This is a genomic window from uncultured Piscinibacter sp. (assembly GCF_937952055.1).
GTDB lineage: Bacteria > Pseudomonadota > Gammaproteobacteria > Burkholderiales > Burkholderiaceae_C > Piscinibacter.
In genome coordinates, this window is record NZ_CALFYO010000017.1 from 25786 (window position 1) to 44274 (window position 18489).

Below are 18489 nucleotides of genomic sequence, written 5' to 3' on the forward strand. Positions count from 1 at the left end.
GCCGAGCGGTTCGCATTTGGTTTGACCGCACTTGAGTTTGAACTTGGAGGTTTGGAGATGACGACTGCGACGGCTCCGGCGCCGGTGGCGCTGACCGCGGACCAGATGAACAAGATCGTGGCGCTCGCCGACACCAACGCCGAGCTGCGCCAGGAGCACGACACGCTGCGCGCCGAGCTGGCCGCCCTCAAGGCCGCCAGCCGCGCGGCCGGGGACGGCGACCGCCTGCGCCGCTACTTCACGCCGGGCGTTGCCGCTTCGCCCGACGTGGAGGATCGTCTCGCGGGCTACCGCCCGGCGACGCTGCAGCTGGCGGCGGCGGTGCTCGACAGCCTCAAGCGCGACGTCGGCAAGAAGAACGGGCGCGTGTTCGGCGGCGCGAGCGAGCCGCTCAAGCGCGCGGCGTCGGCCGTGGCCGGCCGGCACGTGCGGTTCAACACGCCCGACGAGGAGGGCGCTGGTGCCGAGCTGGTCGAGACGTGTCCGCTCGACCAGCTGTGGAACGCGGCGACGTGCGACAGCGACATCCTCGGCCTGTTCCCGACCACGCCGGTGAAGGGCGGTCGGGCGAAGATTGTCACCGTCAGCGCGCTGCCGACCGCCTACGCGGCGCAGAAGGCGACCGACTGCGAGGGGCTGAAGTGCACGCCGTCGACGGCCGTGGGCACGCAGCTCATCGAGGTCGAGGCGAGCAAGATCAAGCTCAAGCTGTGCATGCCGACCGAGCTGGAGGAGGACGCGTTCCTCGACGTGGTGTCGGAGTACACCGCCGTCGCCGAGCGCGCGATCCGCCTGGCCAACGAGACGGCGATCCTGCGCGGCGATGCGACGCTGGCCGGCGAGGCGAACATCAACAGCCTGGGCGAGGTGCTGACCATTCCGGCCAGCGGCTTCGCGCCGGACTTCACGGCGTTCGACGGCCTGGCCCACGCGACGCTCGTCGACAACGTGAACAACAACGCGGCCAACACCGACTGGTGGACGCCGGGCTCGCAGATCACGGCGAACCACATCCAGAAGCTCCGGCTCCTCATGGAGGACGCGGCGCTGAAGACCCACTGGGGGTTCTGCGCCGATTCGAGCGACCTGGTCATCGTCTGCGACTACGCCACCTACGCGGCGCTGACGCAGCTCGACGACGTGAAGTTCTGCGACAAGAACTGCGACAGCCCGACGCTCCAGACCGGCCAGCTGGCCAGCATCTGGGGCATCCCGATCATCCCGACGGCGGCGCTCGCGCTGACCGACGAGGATGGCAACATCGACATGGACGCGCCGGAGAACAACGTCCACGGCCAGCTGCACCTGGTGAACAAGCAGGGGTTCAAGGTCGGCTGGGCGCGCGAGCTGAAGATGACGACGACGGTCAACGACGACTGTGACCTCATCGAGATCAACTTCAGCTGGCGCCTCTTGTTCGCGCGCCACAGCTCGACGGGCAACGCCGGTGGCATCGAGGCCGTGGCCTCGATCTACGGCATCAGCTTCGCCGAGCCCGAGGCGTAGGGCAAGGGGCTGATCGACTGACACTCAGCTGGGCAGGGCGCGGTAGGGGGCGGGGACAACCTGCCCCGCCCCCTACGGTGTGCCTCCACAGGAGGGGAGCATGGCGGCCAAGCCGCATGTGGTGAGGAACGGATACATCGCGCTGAAGAACGTGGACGACGCCGTGCTGCGCTGCTGGGCCGGCGACATCGTCGACGTGCCGGCCGCGTGGGTGGACATGCTGGCGCGTCAGGGCGTGATCGAGGAGGGGCGGCGGCCCGCGGGCTACGGCGCGCCTCCGGCCCCAGCGTCGGAGGCGGTCATCGAGGCGCCGGCCGCGGAGGCCGTGCAGGTCGCCGACGAGCCGCCGGCCGATGAGCCGCCGTCGGCCGCTCAGGCCGACGTGGCCGACGTGGCGGACGAGCCGCCCGCCGACGAGGGGGAGGACCCGCCGCCCGTGCGGCGCCGCGGGCGGTCGCGTCGGCGGCAGGACGACGGCGGGCAGGAGTAGCGGCCGACCGGGCGCACCCCCGGTGACGGGTTTGGTTTGAGTGGCCCTTCGCGCCGACGGGCGCGGTGCGGTGCCTCCGGCGCGAAGGGTCAGTTGGTAGGAGTGTGACGTGTCGTACAGCAGGGTGGTGAGGTTCCACAGCTCCGCAGAGCCGGCGCCCGACGCCGCGGATCTTCGCGCCATCTTGCTGGACGCTGCGGGTGACGAGGTGGTGGCCGACGTCGGGGACTTCGTGGACCTGGGCGACGGCTACTTCATCGTGGTGGTGGCGGACATCCCCAACCTTCACCAGGGCGCCGTCCGCATCTACGACAACAACGACGCGCCCACGACGCTCGACGTGCAGCCGATCAACGCGACCGACGATCCGTGCTGCGCCGAGAACTCGCCGTGCGTGCTTGGCACCGGCTCGCTCAGCGTCGACTACTGCCTCAAGACGCCGGTCACCGGAGCGCCGCTCGAAGGCGTCACGGTCGAGGTGTACACCGACGCCGAGCGCGTCGACCGCGTGGCCGTGGGTGTGACGGACGAGGACGGCAACGTCTCGTTCATGCTCGACCCCGGCACGTACTACATCTTCCGCTACAAGGCCGGCGTGACCTTCACCGATCCGCACGTCCGGACGGTGGCCTGATGGCCGACGAGTTCGGCACGCTGACGGTCGCCCGCCCCACGCCCGTTGACGACGGCGCAAGCGGGCAGGGCCTGCCGGCCGTTGGCCCAGCAGCGTGCCCGCCGTGCGACGCGCCCATGACGGCCTACGGCCTGCGGGCCGAGTCGCCGTTCGCCGCGCTCGACGCTGCGGCCTGCGGGTATGGGGTCAGCTGCACGCTGCCCCTGGTTACGGACGCCGATCTGGCCACACACCCCAAGGCGAGCTGCGCCGTGGCGGACGCCGACCCGGCGTTCGTGGCGGCGACCGTGGCGGCGGTGGCCGGCAAGATCGCGGACCACTACGGGCTCGACGCTCTCGCGCCGTGCTACGGGCCGCGGGTGTTCGACGTCCACTGCGACACCGTCAACCTCGACGGCCTGCTGCGCCTCGACCGCGTCGAGGTGGCCGACTCGTGCGCGTGCCACCGGTGCGACGCCGAGTGGCGAGCCCTGGACGTGTGCGACCTCATGGTGGGCCCTCGCCACGACCCGCCGTGGACGACGCTGCGTAGCTGCACGCCCGGCGCGTGGTGCGGCGGCCGGGTGCGGGTGTGGGGAATCTGGGGCGACGTCTGGCCGATTCCCGCTGGCGTGAAGCTGGCGACGATCCTGCTGGTCGCCAAGACGATCGAGGGCGCGCGCGCTCGCGGGGTGGTGGTCTCCAACCGCGAGACGGGCGAGACGCAGATCGACGTTCCTGAGTTCGACTTCGCCGAGCTGTCCTTCCTGCCGCACTCCGTCTTTCGCTACCGCGGGGGCGGCATCTGATGGGCAGCCGAGCATGGGAGGTCGTAGGGCGGAGCGCGCTGGGGGTCTGTCTCCTCCGGCCCCGCGCGGCGCGCTCCGCCCTCGCCTCGATCGGGGTGCATCCGTGCTGAAGGTGCATGTGACCATGACACGCCGTCTGCCGCGGCTGGACGACGCGCGCATGGCGCCGGCTCTCCAGCGCTTCGCCCAGGCGGCGATGGTGGAGGGCGTGACGGCGTTCGTGGACGAGATGCCGCGCGACACCGGCATGGCCGCCAACCTGGCCCAGCCGGGAGCTGGCACGACCCGCGTCGAGGGCGACCGCATCCCGCGCCGGATCATCGTGGGGACGGCGGCCAACCGCGGCGGCGTGCCGTACCTCGGCGCGCTCAACGCCGACAAGCGGCGCGGGGCGGGCGGCGTGCCGCCGGTCAAGGCGATCGAGCGGTGGCTGGCCCGCAAGGGCATCCAGGCGGACAAGCGGGGCAACCAGAAGCGCGCGCCGTCGCGGCGGCAGTTCGCCTTCATGATCGCGCGCTCGATCGCCCGTGACGGCCAGAAGCGCAGCTTCAAGTACGTCGGCACGAGCCGCGCCGGATCGGAGACGAAGGGCTGGCGGGAGCGCGCTCTCGCCCGCTGGCAGACGCGGCTCGTGCCGCTGGGGCAGCGCCTGCGGCAGGACTTGGTGGAGGGACTGCGTGGCTGAGGCCGTGGAGCTGGGGTGGATTGGCAAGACGCGCCGTGCGATCGGCGCGCGGCTCGCCAACCTGCACGACGGTCTCGGCGTGGATGCGGTCGAGACGGGGCTGGAGTGCCGCGACACGATCACGATCAAGCCGCGGCAGGGGCTGACGACGCCCGACGGCGACTGCGTGTGCCGGGCCCAGTTCGTCGTCGCCCCGTACATCGACATCTGCACGGACGCGAGTCGCCTCACGACCGCGTACGACATCCTCGACCGGCTGATCGGGCCGTGTGGAGAGGAGTCCATAGCCGGCAGGCTGGGCGACATTTACGGCCAGCGCTGGCGCGGTGTGAAGTTGGAGTGGGAAGGGGAGACCCTCGGCGTGGTCGAACGTGTCGATCCCGCCGTCGGCTACGGGCTGGCGCGGTTCAACGAGGACGGGCCAGCCACCACGGTGACGGCGCAGATCGTGGTCACCGTTCGCACGAGCTGTTGTGGAGGAGGGTGACAAGATGCGAGTCGTTTACGAAGGGAAGGCCGTTGGCCGCACGCCGCCGCGCGCCATCAGCGTGTCTGGCGGCGGGCTGTCGCGGACCTACCGGTTCCAGCCGCTGGAGGCCGCCGAGGTGCCGGACGCCGACGGCGCGCTGCTGGTGGCCATGAAGCCGGCGCACGGCGTGTTCCGCGCCCTTCCGCCTGCCGCCACTGGCGGCGCTGCGGCGGGCGCGAGCGCTGGCCAGAAGCCGGCGGGCGCCGCGGGCGAGGCGGCCGACGAGGCGTCGGCGGGCAAGCCGCCCGCGGCCGAGCAGCCGGCCGCTGCCACTGGCGGCGCCGCGGCGGGCGGGGGCAAGACCGAGCAGGGCGGCCAGTCGAGCCGTGAGCGCCCGGCCGGCGGGGACCGCCCGCAGTTCGGCCACGGCGGGAGGGGAGGGCGCGACGGATAGGATGAACTCGCCGCATGGTGTCATGTCGTCCGCGGCGTAGGGGTTGACCCGGCGCCATCCTGAACGTAAGCCATTTGGATTTGGAGGTTGGGCATGAAGGTGTTTGGCATCGCGGATGCGAAGTTCTATCCGCTCATCAGCGCGGGCGACCGGTGCGCCGGTGGCGTCGAGGATCCGGTGTACGACGATGGCGTCGACATCGGCTGTGTGCAGGAGCTCACCTGGGACCGCGAGCTGGTCGAGGCCGAGCTGAACGGCGACGACGGCACGTGCGCGCGCGTGAGCCGGCCCAAGGCGATCACGTTCTCGATCAAGCATGGCGGTCTCGACCCGGCGCTGATCGCCACCCTGCAGGGGGCCACGCAGACCGACTTCACCGTGGGCGACGTGAACGGCACGCGCACCAAGGTGACGTGCACCGATCCGCGCCCGCGCGGCGCGATCATCGCGCAGTCGATCAACCACGACATGACCGAGGACATGCACATCGTCATCTGGAACGCCGAGGTGCTCAACGGGCCGGGCGGCTCGCTGGCCAACGAGGCGTTCTACGAGTCGACGTTCGAGGGCAAGGCGGACCGGTCGCTGTACGAGGGATGCTGCGACTGGTTCGACATCCTGGAGCACGACGCCCTCGTCGACATCCCGACCGTGTTCCCTGGCACGGACGACTACTAATCGCGTCGCGCGTGAGGGGGATCGTCGGCTGCGGCTGGCCGATTCCCCTCACGGCGGCGAGGCGACTGACTCAGCGCACCGCGCATCTGATTCGGAGGAGAATCACAGATGGCAACCAGTCGAACGTCCAAGGTGGCGGCAGCTGCCGCGAAGGAGCGGGCCGCGAAGGTAGAGGCCCGCAAGGGCACGCTCTCGCGCGACGTCTTCCTGCGCAGCCAGGGGCCGAAGGTGGTGGAGATCCACCTGCCGGTGTGGGACTGCCCGGTCCTCATGAAGCGTGTCGACCTGCTGCAGCTGACCCGCACCGGGCGCTACAGCGAGCCGATCACCGCGGCCGTCATCGGGATCATCCAGCATGGCGGGCTGTCGCTGACGGACCGCGCCGGCAACGTGCTGTACAACGCCCTGGACGCTGAGCACATCATGGGCACGCTCGATGCCAGCGCCGCGGTGGCGATGGCCTGCATCGTGGTGCCGCCAGCCGAGTACCTGAGCGGCGAGATTGCCGCGGGCGACATCGACCCGCGCACCTGCAAGCCGCTCTTCGTGGCGCCGGGCGAAGAGCCCGACGAGGACCAGGTTGTGCTCGACTGGATCACGCCGGCCGAGCAGGAGGCCGAGGGGTACGACGAGGCGGCCGAGCTGGCGCACGGGCGGATGCACCCCAAGGACCTGGCGCACATCTTCGCCGAGGCCCACCGGCTGGGGCCGGGCGCGCTGGGCGCGACGTTTCGCAAGGCTGCCAACGCTGTGGAAGCTCTGGACAACGTGGCAGACGTCCAACCCGCCGGTGCCGCCGTCGAAGCAGCTTAGGATCGGCTACCAGTGGGTTGCGCTCGACCTCGACAACGCGGTGAGCTACCTGGGCCATCACGTGCAGGGGGCGTACCGCAAGGCGCTGGAGGACCTGGGCAAGCGGAAGAATCCGGAGGTGGCAACGAGCGGCAAGCGGGGCAGTCACCGCCGCCATGAAAAGATCACCGATGAGGAGTCGGACGAACTGTGGCAGACCACGCTCGGCCGGATCGTGTTCGGCAAGGTGGTGCTCTTCGTTGATGGTGGACCTGACCCTCTGGCCGCTGTACGCGACGCGCTTGGCCCGCGGGGGAAGTCGTCCCGCAAGAGGGCCGCGACGAGTGCTCGGCGGGAGGCAGCCGCGGTTGCACCGGGAGCGCCAGTCAAGCGGGTGAGGTGGCGCGTCGAGAAGCCCTTCACGGGCGACGCGATGGTCGACGGTTCGCCTTACAAGGGCGAGCGGTCCGTGTTCGATGAGAACGGGCAGTTGGTCAGGCGATTTGGGGCGGACGGGCGTTTGATTTGGAAGCGACCTGATGGCGAGTAACGACGACATCCGCATCGGCGTAGGCGTCGACTACGACGGCGCGGGCCTGAAGGCCGCCGAGAGCGACATCCGCAAGCTCAACACCGGCGTCTCCAGCATCGCGCAGGGGACGGGCGGTGCTACATCGGGCTTGGCCGGCGTCGGCGCCGCTACGGCCAGCGCTGGCGCAGGGTTGGCCAAGGTCGCCGCCAGCGCCACCGAGGTCAACACCGCCCTGCAGGCCGCCGGTGAGACCGGGGCCGAGACGAGCGCAGGACTGCTGGACATCGCCTCTGCGGCCGACGACGCGGCCAAGGGGCTGGCCGGCGTTGGTGACGCTGGCGCTGAAGCGGGGGCCGGAGTCGATGGCGCTCGCGGGAAGACGTCTGCCCTCAACGACGTGCTGGGGCTGTTCGGCAAGCGGGTCCAAGAGAACGCCTCCGACACCAAGGTGTTCGGCGTCAACGCTGGCGACCTGGCCGGTAAGCTCGGGCTGGCCGGCGAAGGGGCCACGGGGGCTGGCGGCGCCCTCGGCGGCATGCTGTCCAAGGTCACCGCCCTCAACCCAGCGACGCTTGCCATGGCGGCCGGCGTGGGGCTGGCGGCAACGGCGCTGCTGGGCGTCGGGGCCGCGGCCGTCAGCGCCGCAGAAGGGTTCGAGGCGACCTTCCGCCAGGTCGCCACCCTGGGCGCCGACTTCGGCAAGCCGATCGAGCAGGTGCAGGCCGACGTGTCGTCGCTGGCGACCACGCTCGGCGTTGACGGCGTGGACGCGGCCAACGCCCTCTACGACGCCGTGTCATCGGGCGTGCCGCCGGAGAACTCGATCGCGTTCCTGGAGGCCGCCGGCAAGGCCGCTGTGGCCGGCGCCGCCAATCTGTCGGACGTCGGCTCGGCCATGACGGTGGTCATGAACAGCTGGGGCGATGCGGCCGGCGGCGCCACCGACATCACCGACAAGCTGTTCGCCGCGGTGAACGTCGGCGTGACCACCATGCCAGAACTCGCGGCCAACATGGGTAACGTGGCCGGCATCGCTGCTGCTGCCAACGTGACCTTCGATGAGACGTCGGCCGCCCTGGCGCAGATCACCACCAAGGGTAAGACCACCTCGGTCGCCAGCACACAGCTCAAGGGGATCATCTCCGAGCTGATGACCCCGACGTCGCGCTCGGCGCTGGTCCTGAATGAGCTGGGGTACGCGAGCGGCGCCGCGGCTGTCGAGGCCCTCGGCCTGCAGGGGACGCTCAATGCCCTGGAGGCTGAGGCGTCCAAGAACGGGCAGGCCATCAACACGATGTTCGGCTCGGTCGAGGCTGGCGCCGCCGCGCTCGACCTGACGGGCGCGAACGCCCAGGGCTTCACCGAAAAGCTCGCTGCCGTGGCCGACTCGTCGGGCAGCACCGAGCGCGCTCTGGCCGAGGTCAACGAGGGCTTCAGCCGCCAGAAGCAGCTGCTGGCCGGCGAGCTGTCGGGCATGCTGCGTGACCTCGGACTGGCCCTGCTGCCCGCCCTGACGGCCGGGGCGAAGGCTCTGCACCCCGTGCTGACCGGGATGCACGCCGGGCTCAACGGCCTGCTGGGCGTGGTGTCGCAGGCTGGGCCGCTGCTGGGCGACATGGCGTCGGGCGTCGGGTCGATCATCAGCATCGCGGGTGCAGCTGTCGCGGGTCTGTGGGATTTGGTGAACGCGGGCGCGCAGCTGGTCGACGGCTGGCAGAACGTGGCCATCATCGCCGGCACCGTGGGCGGCACCTTCGCGGCTCTGGCCGCGCCCGTGACGCTGGTCGTCGGCGCCGTCGCCGGCCTGACGCTGGGCATTGGCGCGCTGCGCCGCGAGACCGCTGAGCACCAGGAACTGCTGGGGCCGCTGAACCTCAGCATGCAGCAGTACGGCGAGGCCGTCGACAACGGCGCCAAGAAGAGCGGCCTGCTCGCCGGCCTGGTGGCGTCGGCACGCGACGCGCTGGAGCCCGCCACGGCGAGCGTGACGCGCAACGCCGAGGCGTACCTCAAGCACAACGCCGGGGTGTCGGACGCGGTCCTGGCCAGCGACTCGATGAAGGAGGCGCTGAACCGCCTCAACCGGCAGTACCACGACGGCAAGATCACCATCGATCAGTACCAGCTCGGACTGCTGGAGGCCGCGGACACGGCCAGCCGTGCGGCGGGCGAAGGGCACGTCCTGACGGCGGCCCAGCAGGAACAGGCCGATGGCTTTGCCAAGGTGCTCGCCCAGACGGCGGCGTACGCAGGCGGCATCGACCTGGCCGCGCAGCAGGCCGCCCCCTTCCAGGAGCAGCTCGCCGGCATCTCGGCTGAGTTCGCCAAGGGGAACATCACGGCCGAAGAGGCCAAGCGGCGGATCACCGAGTACGCGACCAGCCTGTCGACGGCCTCGCAGGCGATGGCAGGCGGCGGGCCGGAAGATCAGGCCGCGGCCGTCATGTCCAACTACGCTGAGGAGTTTGGGGCCAACACCGCCCTGATCCTGAAGGCGGGCGACGGGCTGCTGCTGGGCGAGCAGGAGCGCGCCGAAAAGCTCGTCGAGATCAACGACAACCTGCACCAGGGCGTGAGCCAGAGCCTGCAGCAGCTGTGGGATACGCGGAAGTCGTTCGAGGAGAAGTTCGCAGAGGCGCGTGCGCAAGATGCCCAGGCGCAGGCAGCTGCCCGCCAGCAGGTGCAGCAGGGCGAGGCCGAGCACAACGCCAAGATGGCTGAGCTGCAGGCCAAGGCCGCCCAGGGCGGCGAGGCGGGCGCGAAGGCTCAGGCGGCCATTGCCGAGGAGCAGAAGCGCTGGAGCGGCATCCTGGCCGTGGCGTCCGGCGGCGTGCAGGCCAACACCGCTAAGGTGCAGGAGCAGTACGACACCGAGCGGGCCACCATCCGCGAGTCGCTGGCGCAGACGGTCATCGACCACCTGAACGCCATGGTCATGATGGGCGATGTCTCGGCAGAGACGGCGCGCGGCATCTATGGCGCGCTGTCTGAGGCATACCCCGGCGTCGAGGCCATCAACCCCGTCACCGAGGCCACGCTGAACTTCAGCGCTGCCGTCGGCGAGGCCATGCAGGGGGGCGACCCGTCTGCCATCGTCACGGCGATCAACACCGTCGAGCAGACGATGGTGGACGCTGACAACAAGAACCGCGAGTCGCTGGGCATCGCCCAGCAGACGTGGGAGGGAATCGGCGACCAGGCGGCCTCCGGCAGCGCTGCTGTCGTGGCCGCGACGGGCGCTGCTGCAGACGAGACGACCTCGCGGTCTGAGCAGATGACGGCGGCCCACCTGGAGACCGCGCGCAGCCATGCGCAGCTGGCCGAGGATGCCGAGGCGTCGGGGCAGAAGCAGGTCAAGGCCGCGGGCGCGGCTGCGAGCGGCACCAGCGACAAGCTGGGGCAGGTGCGCGGCGAGCTGTCGGCTACCGCCGGTGCGGCCCGCAACGTCGGCACAGAGGTCGACCGGAGCCTCTCGGGCATGGGCGACAAGGCTGCCTCGGGCGTCCAGGGCGTCGGGAGGGCTCTCGACGACGTCAAGGGCAAGATGGCCGAGACCGCCCAAGAGGCCAACCGCATGTCGGCTGGCCAGGTCGAGGCCCTCATCGCTGGCCAGGATGCCGGGCGCGACGCCGCCTCGGCCATCGACGACTCGATGCAGGACGTCGGCTCGTCGATGGACCACGTGGCCGAGCGGACCGACGAGGCGGCCACAGCGCTGGACAACCTGCCCGACGAGGTCAAGGTCGAGGTGTCGGTGCCGGGCGCGGAGGAGAGCATCCGCACCATCGGCCGTCTGCTGGCCGACCTGCAGAAGCTGAAGTCCGTCAGCATCGCGGTGACGACGCGACATAATCCGCAGGACCGCGCCACCAGCGAGGGCGGCAGCTTTGCGATGGAGCACTGGCTGTACGACCTGTACGCCGCTGCCGACTCGGGCGATGTGGCCGTGAACAGCCAGGTGAGCGATCAGTCCAACGGGCTGCTCACGGACACCGACAGCGACGGGGGGCTGTCGTGGAAGACGGCACTCGACGAGCTGACGGCCAAGGACTACGTCGTCACGATCAGCGCCGAAATCGACATGTCGGAGTACGAGCGGATCAAAGCGCAGTTCGACAGTGACATTGCCGACACTCAGGCCAGGCTGAATGAGGTAACCGCGCTTGCTGACTACTGGGCGCAGCAGCTATCCGGCTCGTGGCAGGCCGTGATCGCGCAGCTACGCCTGATCAATCAGGACGAACTGCCCGCGTTCATTGCCGGGCTGGCGCTGCCGGAAGGCATCGACACGCTAGAGGAGTTGATTGCGCACTTCCAGTCCCTGAAGCCTGACGAGCAGATGGACCTGTGGAAGCGCATGTTCGATGACATGAAGGCGGCAGAGGCCGGGCGACACGACGCATGGATGACAGATCGCAAGAAAGAGGATGAAGAGGACGAGAGCCTCATCCAGGCCCGCATTCGCCGCATCGAAGAGCTGCGCCAGAAGGAAGAGGAAAAGGCCAAGAAGAGTGGCAATCAGGCGAAGGAGATTGCCCTTGACCCCGAGATCGACGCGGCAACGCTGGCCACTAAGGATCTACTGGATGCGCTCGGCTTTGTCGGCAGCACGGCCCTGGAGGACTTCTACGAGGCGTTCACGCTTGGCGCTCGCGATGGGATCAAGTCGAGCGAGGAGCTGGCCGAGGCCCTGAAGTACCTCCAGGAGGAGACCAAGCGGCTGTCGTCTGAGGCTGCCGAACTGGAGCGCGCGCGACACGAGGAAGCCGTCGCTGCCCTTGAGCAGATCGGCAACATGACCGCGCGCCAGTTCGACAACTGGAAGACGCACAACGCTGAACAGATCCGTGCCAACAAGGAGCTAGCCGACCTCGTCGCCAAGCGCACTGCCGAGCTTGAAAAGGCGCGGATCGCCGCCGAGAAGGCGCTCGAAAAAGAGTTGAAGGACCAGGCCAAGAGCCGGGAGTCGGACGAGAAGGCCGCCCACAAGCTCATCCTCGACCACCTGGCCGAGCAGAAGGACGCCGAGAAGGACCGCCACGACGCACGACTCGATGCCCTCGACGAGCTGAAGGACGCCGAGGACGACCGCCACGACGCCGCCCTGCGCGACATTGAGGAGCGGGGCAAGCGCGAGCGCGAGAACCTCGGACTGCTGGAGGACCAGCTGTCCGACATGAAGCTGCGCGCCCAGGCCGTCGAGCTGGCGCAGGGCGGGCTGGACGAGGCGAAGCGCGTGCTGGCCGATCTGCAGAAGGCCATCAGCCGCCTGCCCAAGGACGACAAGCGCACGCGCCCCGGCGACGTCGACAGCATGACCGCCGCCGGCATCGGGCTGTCGAAGGACTCCATCGCCGCGGCGCTGGCCACCGACAAGCTGTCGGCCTCGGCGCGGCGCCGGCTGCTGCTGCTGCAGGGCGGCGCGTCGCTCGGCCTGTCGCAGCTGCGCGAGCTTCTGGTCGAGATGGAAGCGGCGCTGGAGCACACGGCCGACACGCGGGTCGATGAGGTCGACGCCATCAAGAAGCAGATCGGCCAGCAGGAATACCTCATCGCGCTGGAGAAGCGGCGGCTGGAGGGAGTCGAGAAGCGGCTCAAGAGCGAGGTCGACGGCGAGAACGCCCGGCACGAGCTGGAGATGGACAACCTCTCGATGCGGCGCGAGGCTGAGCAGGATGCATGGGATGCCTACCAGCGGCGCGTCGATCAGGCCAAGCGGGCCGAGGACGAGCGGCACGCGGGCAAGCTGCGGCAGATCGAGAACGAGCTGCGCGCGACGCTGCTGGCGCAGGGGCTGGTCGAGAACCTGGGCGAGGATCCGGAGGTGGCGTTCCAGCGCGCCAAGGCGATCGCTGACATCTACACCCAGATCCTCGATCGGCTGATCGGTTCGTCCGGCCCGCCGGCTGGCGGCAGCCTGCTGGACCGCCCCGGCCTTCGCGTCGGCACGGGCGGCCAGGGTGGCGCGGGCTTGCGCGTTTCGACGGGGCAGCCGAGCCCGGCGCTCGACGGCCGCATCGTCACGGCGGGCGAGCTGTTCGCCACCGGCGCGACCGCCTTGGTGGCGGCGATCACGTCGCCGACGGGGCGGGCCTTCACCGCTGGCCTCAACCTGTTCGCCGATGCTGTTGACAAGGCGGCCGGTCCGAAGAAGAAGCCGGCTCCCCACGGCGCTGACGACGAGGCGTTCTGGGGCGACAACAAGTACGGGGACATCCGCCATCACTTCGGCGCGCGCCAGCGGTACCTGCGGCGCCAGGCCGAGGAAGCGGCGCGTGACATGCTCGTTGGCTCGGACACGAGCTTCACGCGCGAGTCGCTGGGCGGCGGGGCGCTCGGCGCTGGCCTGACCGGCGGCATGCCCATCGGCGGCAACGTGCGGCGCGATCCAGGCGGCGGGCCGCTGGAGCCGTTCCTGGCGGGTATGCGCCAGCTGGCGGTAGAGGCCCCCAAGGTTGGCGCCACGGTCGATGACCACTTCTTCTCGCCGCTCGACGCCGGCATGGTGCGCCTGATCGGGAATGCCGAGATGCTGCGCGACACGCTGTCCGACATCGCGGCCATCACCGGCGGCGTCGGCGCCGGGGGCGGGCCGGTGACGATCGACCGCGGCGTCACGTTCAACGGACCCGTCTACATCGACCGCGACCTGGCCGCCGAGATCGGCCTGCTTGATGCTGCGAGGATCGTCATATGATCACCCTGAAGACGCTTCGATCCGAAGACGGCGTGGTCGACATCGACCTCAACCCGGCCGGCGGCGAGTTCACGACGACGGCCGAGCTGAACACGCTGCGCGGGCGCGTGTCCGGCAAGAACCCGGTCAGCCTGGGACGCGCTGGCCGCTGGCCGGTGTTCAGCGGTTCCACGCGCGCCGAGCGCGAGTTCACGGTCACGCACACGGTCGCCGCATCGGCGCTGGAGGCGAACCTCCAGCTGCTGGAGGGGCTCGTCTACAGCCAGCGCTACGGGGCGCTGCTGCTCACGTTCGAGGAAGAGGGCATCGACAAGACCGCCTTCGTGACGCCGCGCGACCTTGAGGCGCACGGCGACAACAGGGCGGGTGCGTGCGCCGACCTGGGCATCTACACGGGCACGTGGGTGCTCTACGATCAGCACTACCACGCGGCCGACGCCACGGACACTGAGGCTGTGGAGACGGCGGGCGACACGACCGTTGTGGCCGTCGAAGTGGCCGGCACCGTTCACACCGAGCGCGTCACCATCACGCTGACGCCCACCGCCCTCAAGGACACGGCTGACGGGCAGCAGTGGCGCATCCCCTACACGGTCGTCAACACGACGCCGCGCCCGCTGGTGGCACATCCGGTGGAGGTGACTGACCAGCTGCTGGGGGCGGCGCTCTCGACCGGGCTGGACCACGGCGGGCTGGTAACGGGCGGCGACTCGCTGGCGTCTGGCGACGACATCGAGGCGCTGTCGAACAAGCGGCAGATCCCGCGGTGGGCGTTCCCGACGGACCGCACGTGGGACGAGGTGGACACCGGCGTCGTGGTCAACCTGACCCTCCCGCCGCGGCGCCGGTGGACGGTCGCCGAGGCCATCCTCGGCAGTGACACCGAGGTGCGGGTGCGGGAGCTGCGCGACCTGGCCAACCTGCCTGCGCCGCTGCCGTTCCTCGTGGCGCGCGTGACGGTCGCCGCTCAGGACGTGGCGCTGGTGACCGCGGTCGATCCGCTCACGGGCGTGCTCACGATCGTGCGCGACCAGCGCGGCACGACCGGCGCGGCATGGTCCGCGGGCGACCTGCTGTACTGGGTGCCGCGGGAGGGGTGCGTCGACCTGATCGGCGGCTGGCTGGGCGCGCCTACGCCAAGCCAGTCCGACGACGAGAAGCCGTGCATCCTCGACGCGGACGGTTCGAGCTCCAACTCCAAGTGGGTGTGGGCCGAGTTCTACGAGACGGGCATCGCTGGGGACACCCAGCGGCGCAAGGCCCGCACGGCGACGTGGTTCAGCCGTGCGCTCGCCAAGTGCGACCGCGAGAAGAAGACCGGCGACGGCGACCAGTACCTGCGCTACGTGCCGCTCGACGGTGGCGACCCGGCGACGACGATGGGGCTGGTCTACAACGAGGACGGACCCGTGGCGGGCCGGCCGCTCATGGACCGCTGGGACTGGATCAGCGGCGTGGCGTTCGACTCGTTCACGTTCGACCTGGAGGTGACGGTCAGCCACACGGCGGACCTGGAGGCCCGCGTCGTCGTGTACGTGTACGACGAGGACGGCAACGAGATCGTGGCCGGGCGGTACGACGTGGGGACGCATGCGGCCGAGACGATCGCGCTGACGGCGCCCGCGCTGGGAGTCTCGTTCCGCATCGAGCCGTACGACCCCAAGACGGACGGCGCGGCCAACATCATCGCGCTTGAGCCGGCCGACGGCCTCGGCTTCACCGTGTCGTCGATGGTGGTCGAGTTCATCACCGAGCAGCAGGTCGTCTCGATCCGCGGCGGACAAGAGGACGTCTACCAGTTCGGCCGCCCGACGGCGCCGGCCAGCATCCAGAACGCCGACGGCGACACGCTGTACCTGTACGGCATCGTGTGCCCGCTCGACGCCGACCTGGTGATCGACGTGGAGGGACGAGAGGTGACGGTGGCCGGAGAGCCTGCCACCCACCTTGTTGGCGGGCGGTTCCCATCCCTGCCGCCGCGCACCGACATCTACCCGACGGCCGGGCCGACCGCCCTCACCTACAACGAGCCCGGCGCCACCGGCGTGCAGATCGCGGTCAGCCACCGCGACTGCTGGAACTAGGGGCGCAGGCGATGGCATTTGGGGCCGTTGGCGGCGCCGGGTTGTTCCAAGACACGTCCGCCGGGACGTCGATCACGGGCACGGTCACGGCCACGATCGAGGCCGGGAACGTCGCGCTGGTGGTCGTGGCGCTCGACAACCTGGGCAGCTCGGACGGCGACAACTCCGAGGTGACGAGCGTCGTCGACAGCAGCGGTGTCAACGTGTACACAAAGCTGGCCGAGTGGACGAACGCCAACGGGTCGGCCGGCGCGGGCGCGACGGTATCGCTGTGGTACAGCATCCTGACGAACCAGCTGACGAGCACGGTCGGGACGGTGACGGCCAACTTCAGCGGCTCGCCAACGGCCAGCGCCATGATCGTCCACGAGTTCACGATCGGCGCTGGCAACGTTATCCAAGTCGCTGGCAGCACCTCGCTGTCGAACGACGCGGCCGACCCCGGCTCTATGACCCTGAGCAGCCTGCCGGTCGTCGAGTACTTGTTCGTCCGAGGGATCGCCTCTGAGTCGAACAACACGGCCACTATCACGACGAGCGGGTCGTACACGTCGCTGGGCCGGACGGTCGCTAACACGGGCACGAGCAGCACGAGCATCGGGGCGCGCGGCGAGTTCCGGATCCTCACGTCATCGAGCAGCACCAGCGACCCCACGCTGTTCAGCGCCGACCACGCCAACGTCTTTGTGGCGCTGATCGAAGCGGCGCCAGCGACGCCGATCCCCGTGTTCATGGCGACCTATCGACGGCGCCGAGTAGCGTAGGAGGCCGACCATGTGGTTGAAGCAGTCGACAGCCGTGACGATCCGGCTGGGGCCGTTCCTGGACAAGGCGGACGGCGTGACCGAGGAGACGGGCGCGTCTCCGAGCGTCGAGGTGTCGAAAAATCACGGCGCGTTCGCGGCGCGCAACAGCGCGTCGGCCATCACACACGACAGCAACGGCTGGTTCAGCGTGCCGCTGGACACGACTGACACGAACACGCTGGGGCCGATGGTCGTCAAGTCCGACGACTCGGCCACGTTCCTGCCGGTGTGGCGCGAGTTCCTGGTGGTGCCGGCCGTCGTCTATGACGCGCTGGTGGCTGGGAGCGACACCTTGCAGGTGGACCTGACGCAGATCGACGGGCAGGCGACGAGCGGCAACAACGCAACGTTGAACCTGAAGAAGCTGAACATCGTGAACAACGCGGGCGACGCGCTGGTGGCGCAGTCGACCGGGAGCAACGGGCACGGTGCGGCCGTGACGGGCCACGGCTCCGGGCACGGCGCGCACTTCACGGGCGGCACGACGGGCGACGGCATCCGGGGGACCGGCGGTGGAACGAGCGGCGATGGCATGCACGCCGAGGCGCAGTCGGATGGAAACGGCCTGCACGTCGTTGCGGTTGGGACCGGCAACGCGGGCTTGCGCGCCAACGCGACGGCGGCGCCCGGCATCGAGGCCGAGGGCGGCGGGGCGAACGCCGGGTTCAAGGCAACGGGCGGCGCCACCGGTCACGGCCTGCACGTCGTCGGCGGCGCGACCAGCGGCGACGGGCTGCACGCTGAGGCGACGACGAGCGGTGACGGCATTCAGGCGGTCGGCGCCGGAGCCGGCGGCGACCTGGTGGCCGACGAGCTTGCGGCCATCAAGGCGAAGACGGACAACCTGCCGTCTGACCCGGCCGACGAGTCGTCGGTCCTGGCCGCCATCGCGGCTCTCAACAACCTGTCCAGTGGCGGCGCTCAGGCTGCCGCCGCTGCTGCCCTGGCTGCCTACGGCGCGGCCACAGGGGCGCAGGTCGCCGCGGTCGAGGCCGACACCCAAGACCTCCAGCTGCAGATCGGTGTGGACGGCGCCGGCCTGACCGCGATCGGCGACGCGCGGCTGGCCAACCTGGACGCCGCCGTGTCGAGTCGCGCCACGCTGGCCGCCGCCGACGTGTGGGCGGTCGGGACGCGCACGCTGACCAGCTATGGCACGCTGATCGCCGACATCTGGGCCGGCATGACAAGCGCGGCGGCGAACAAGCAGGCCGACCACGTGTGGCGCCGCACGCTGGCCAACATCGCGGCCAGCAGCGATGGGGACGCGGTGACGTTCCGCTCGCCGCTGGGGGCGATGCGCAAGCTGGTGAACAAGCTGGCGACCATCGTCGGCGTCCTCACGATCTACGAGGAGGACGACACGACCGTGGCCGGGCAGCAGGCGATGACAACCGACCCGACGGCCGAGAACGTCACCGCGCTGGACACCGCCTGATGGCCGGCGGCTTTGACGTCCTCGGCCTGCAGGGGGTGTGGTTCCCGGCTCTGCCGGGCCCGCCCGCCAGCCTCGCGCCCAACGGCCAGGGCGAGGTCATCGTGCGCGCCTATCACGGCGAGTCGGCCGAGTTCCTGGAGACGTGGGATGAGGCCGAGACGGTCGAGATCGCGTTCGAGGGGTACGGCCCTGAGACCGCCCGCGTGGTTGTGCCGCGCACGGCCGCCTTCGTCCATCGCTCCCGCAGCGCGCCAGGCGGCACGGGCGTGTTCATCGAGGTCGACGCCACGGCGCTCGGCGTGCCGGACGTCTGGTCTGGCCGTATCGAGGGTTCGCAGTACTCCGGCGACGGCGGGGATTGGACGGCGCAGGTCGCCGGCCCGCGCAGCTGGATCGAGGAGATCGGCGTCGCCGAGATGGGCAAGACGCGCGAGTG

Annotated in this window: 15 protein-coding genes; all 15 read left to right on the plus strand. The window is 70.1% G+C overall.

From position 1 onward, the window contains the following. Nucleotides 1-57 precede the first annotated feature (57 nt). The gene (locus tag Q0599_RS06810; RefSeq protein ID WP_298827520.1) at nucleotides 58-1506 is read left to right on the plus strand and encodes a hypothetical protein; all 1449 of its coding nucleotides are present in this window, start codon (nucleotides 58-60) and stop codon (nucleotides 1504-1506) included. A 100-nt stretch (nucleotides 1507-1606) separates the two neighbouring features. Then, complete coding sequence (locus Q0599_RS06815; RefSeq protein WP_298827523.1) at nucleotides 1607-1996, plus strand: hypothetical protein; 390 nt, start codon at nucleotides 1607-1609, stop codon at nucleotides 1994-1996. A gap of 109 nt (nucleotides 1997-2105) precedes the next feature. Next, nucleotides 2106-2630 carry a prealbumin-like fold domain-containing protein gene (locus tag Q0599_RS06820; protein ID WP_298827526.1) on the plus strand — a complete coding sequence of 175 codons (525 nt, stop codon included), beginning with the start codon at nucleotides 2106-2108 and terminating at the stop codon, nucleotides 2628-2630. Beyond that, a complete protein-coding gene (locus tag Q0599_RS06825; RefSeq protein ID WP_298827529.1) occupies nucleotides 2630-3418 on the plus strand; it encodes a hypothetical protein in 789 nt (262 codons plus the stop codon). Before Q0599_RS06820 ends, Q0599_RS06825 begins: the two co-directional genes overlap by 1 nt. A gap of 124 nt (nucleotides 3419-3542) precedes the next feature. Continuing rightward, on the plus strand, nucleotides 3543-4103 hold the full coding sequence (locus tag Q0599_RS06830; RefSeq protein WP_298827533.1) for a hypothetical protein: 561 nt from the start codon (nucleotides 3543-3545) through the stop codon (nucleotides 4101-4103). After that, the gene (locus Q0599_RS06835; RefSeq protein WP_298827536.1) at nucleotides 4096-4590 is read left to right on the plus strand and encodes a hypothetical protein; all 495 of its coding nucleotides are present in this window, start codon (nucleotides 4096-4098) and stop codon (nucleotides 4588-4590) included. Before Q0599_RS06830 ends, Q0599_RS06835 begins: the two co-directional genes overlap by 8 nt. A 4-nt stretch (nucleotides 4591-4594) precedes the next feature. Continuing rightward, complete coding sequence (locus Q0599_RS06840; RefSeq protein WP_298827539.1) at nucleotides 4595-5026, plus strand: hypothetical protein; 432 nt, start codon at nucleotides 4595-4597, stop codon at nucleotides 5024-5026. Nucleotides 5027-5119: 93 nt separating this feature from the next. Continuing rightward, entirely contained in the window at nucleotides 5120-5704 is a 585-nt protein-coding gene (locus tag Q0599_RS06845; RefSeq protein WP_298827543.1) for a hypothetical protein, read from the plus strand. A 108-nt stretch (nucleotides 5705-5812) separates the two neighbouring features. Next, nucleotides 5813-6517: a hypothetical protein gene (locus Q0599_RS06850; RefSeq protein ID WP_298827545.1), complete on the plus strand. Its 705-nt coding sequence runs from the start codon at nucleotides 5813-5815 to the stop codon at nucleotides 6515-6517. Then, a complete protein-coding gene (locus Q0599_RS06855) occupies nucleotides 6495-7046 on the plus strand; it encodes a hypothetical protein (protein WP_298827547.1) in 552 nt (183 codons plus the stop codon). Before Q0599_RS06850 ends, Q0599_RS06855 begins: the two co-directional genes overlap by 23 nt. Beyond that, complete coding sequence (locus Q0599_RS06860; RefSeq protein ID WP_298827549.1) at nucleotides 7036-13725, plus strand: phage tail tape measure protein; 6690 nt, start codon at nucleotides 7036-7038, stop codon at nucleotides 13723-13725. The genes Q0599_RS06855 and Q0599_RS06860 overlap by 11 nt, the downstream gene beginning before the upstream one ends. Then, the gene (locus Q0599_RS06865) at nucleotides 13722-15809 is read left to right on the plus strand and encodes a hypothetical protein (protein ID WP_298827552.1); all 2088 of its coding nucleotides are present in this window, start codon (nucleotides 13722-13724) and stop codon (nucleotides 15807-15809) included. The genes Q0599_RS06860 and Q0599_RS06865 overlap by 4 nt, the downstream gene beginning before the upstream one ends. Nucleotides 15810-15850: 41 nt before the next feature. Next, the gene (locus tag Q0599_RS06870) at nucleotides 15851-16573 is read left to right on the plus strand and encodes a hypothetical protein (RefSeq protein WP_298827555.1); all 723 of its coding nucleotides are present in this window, start codon (nucleotides 15851-15853) and stop codon (nucleotides 16571-16573) included. Nucleotides 16574-16583: 10 nt separating this feature from the next. Continuing rightward, a complete protein-coding gene (locus Q0599_RS06875) occupies nucleotides 16584-18053 on the plus strand; it encodes a hypothetical protein (RefSeq protein WP_298827557.1) in 1470 nt (489 codons plus the stop codon). Next, nucleotides 18053-18489 (plus strand): hypothetical protein (locus Q0599_RS06880; RefSeq protein WP_298827560.1); only part of this gene is annotated, 437 nt, incomplete at its 3' end. The genes Q0599_RS06875 and Q0599_RS06880, both read left to right, overlap by 1 nt.

Bases quoted from the DNA above. Each gene is read 5' to 3' on its own strand.
- Q0599_RS06830 (WP_298827533.1), top strand. From the start codon at position 3,543: ATGACACGCCGTCTGCCGCGGCTGGACGACGCGCGCATGGCGCCGGCT.
- Q0599_RS06875 (WP_298827557.1), top strand. From the start codon at position 16,584: ATGTGGTTGAAGCAGTCGACAGCCGTGACGATCCGGCTGGGGCCGTTC.
- Q0599_RS06840 (WP_298827539.1), top strand. From the start codon at position 4,595: ATGCGAGTCGTTTACGAAGGGAAGGCCGTTGGCCGCACGCCGCCGCGC.
- Q0599_RS06850 (WP_298827545.1), top strand. From the start codon at position 5,813: ATGGCAACCAGTCGAACGTCCAAGGTGGCGGCAGCTGCCGCGAAGGAG.
- Q0599_RS06825 (WP_298827529.1), top strand. From the start codon at position 2,630: ATGGCCGACGAGTTCGGCACGCTGACGGTCGCCCGCCCCACGCCCGTT.
- Q0599_RS06845 (WP_298827543.1), top strand. From the start codon at position 5,120: ATGAAGGTGTTTGGCATCGCGGATGCGAAGTTCTATCCGCTCATCAGC.
- Q0599_RS06815 (WP_298827523.1), top strand. From the start codon at position 1,607: ATGGCGGCCAAGCCGCATGTGGTGAGGAACGGATACATCGCGCTGAAG.
- Q0599_RS06810 (WP_298827520.1), top strand. From the start codon at position 58: ATGACGACTGCGACGGCTCCGGCGCCGGTGGCGCTGACCGCGGACCAG.
- Q0599_RS06865 (WP_298827552.1), top strand. From the start codon at position 13,722: ATGATCACCCTGAAGACGCTTCGATCCGAAGACGGCGTGGTCGACATC.
- Q0599_RS06860 (WP_298827549.1), top strand. From the start codon at position 7,036: ATGGCGAGTAACGACGACATCCGCATCGGCGTAGGCGTCGACTACGAC.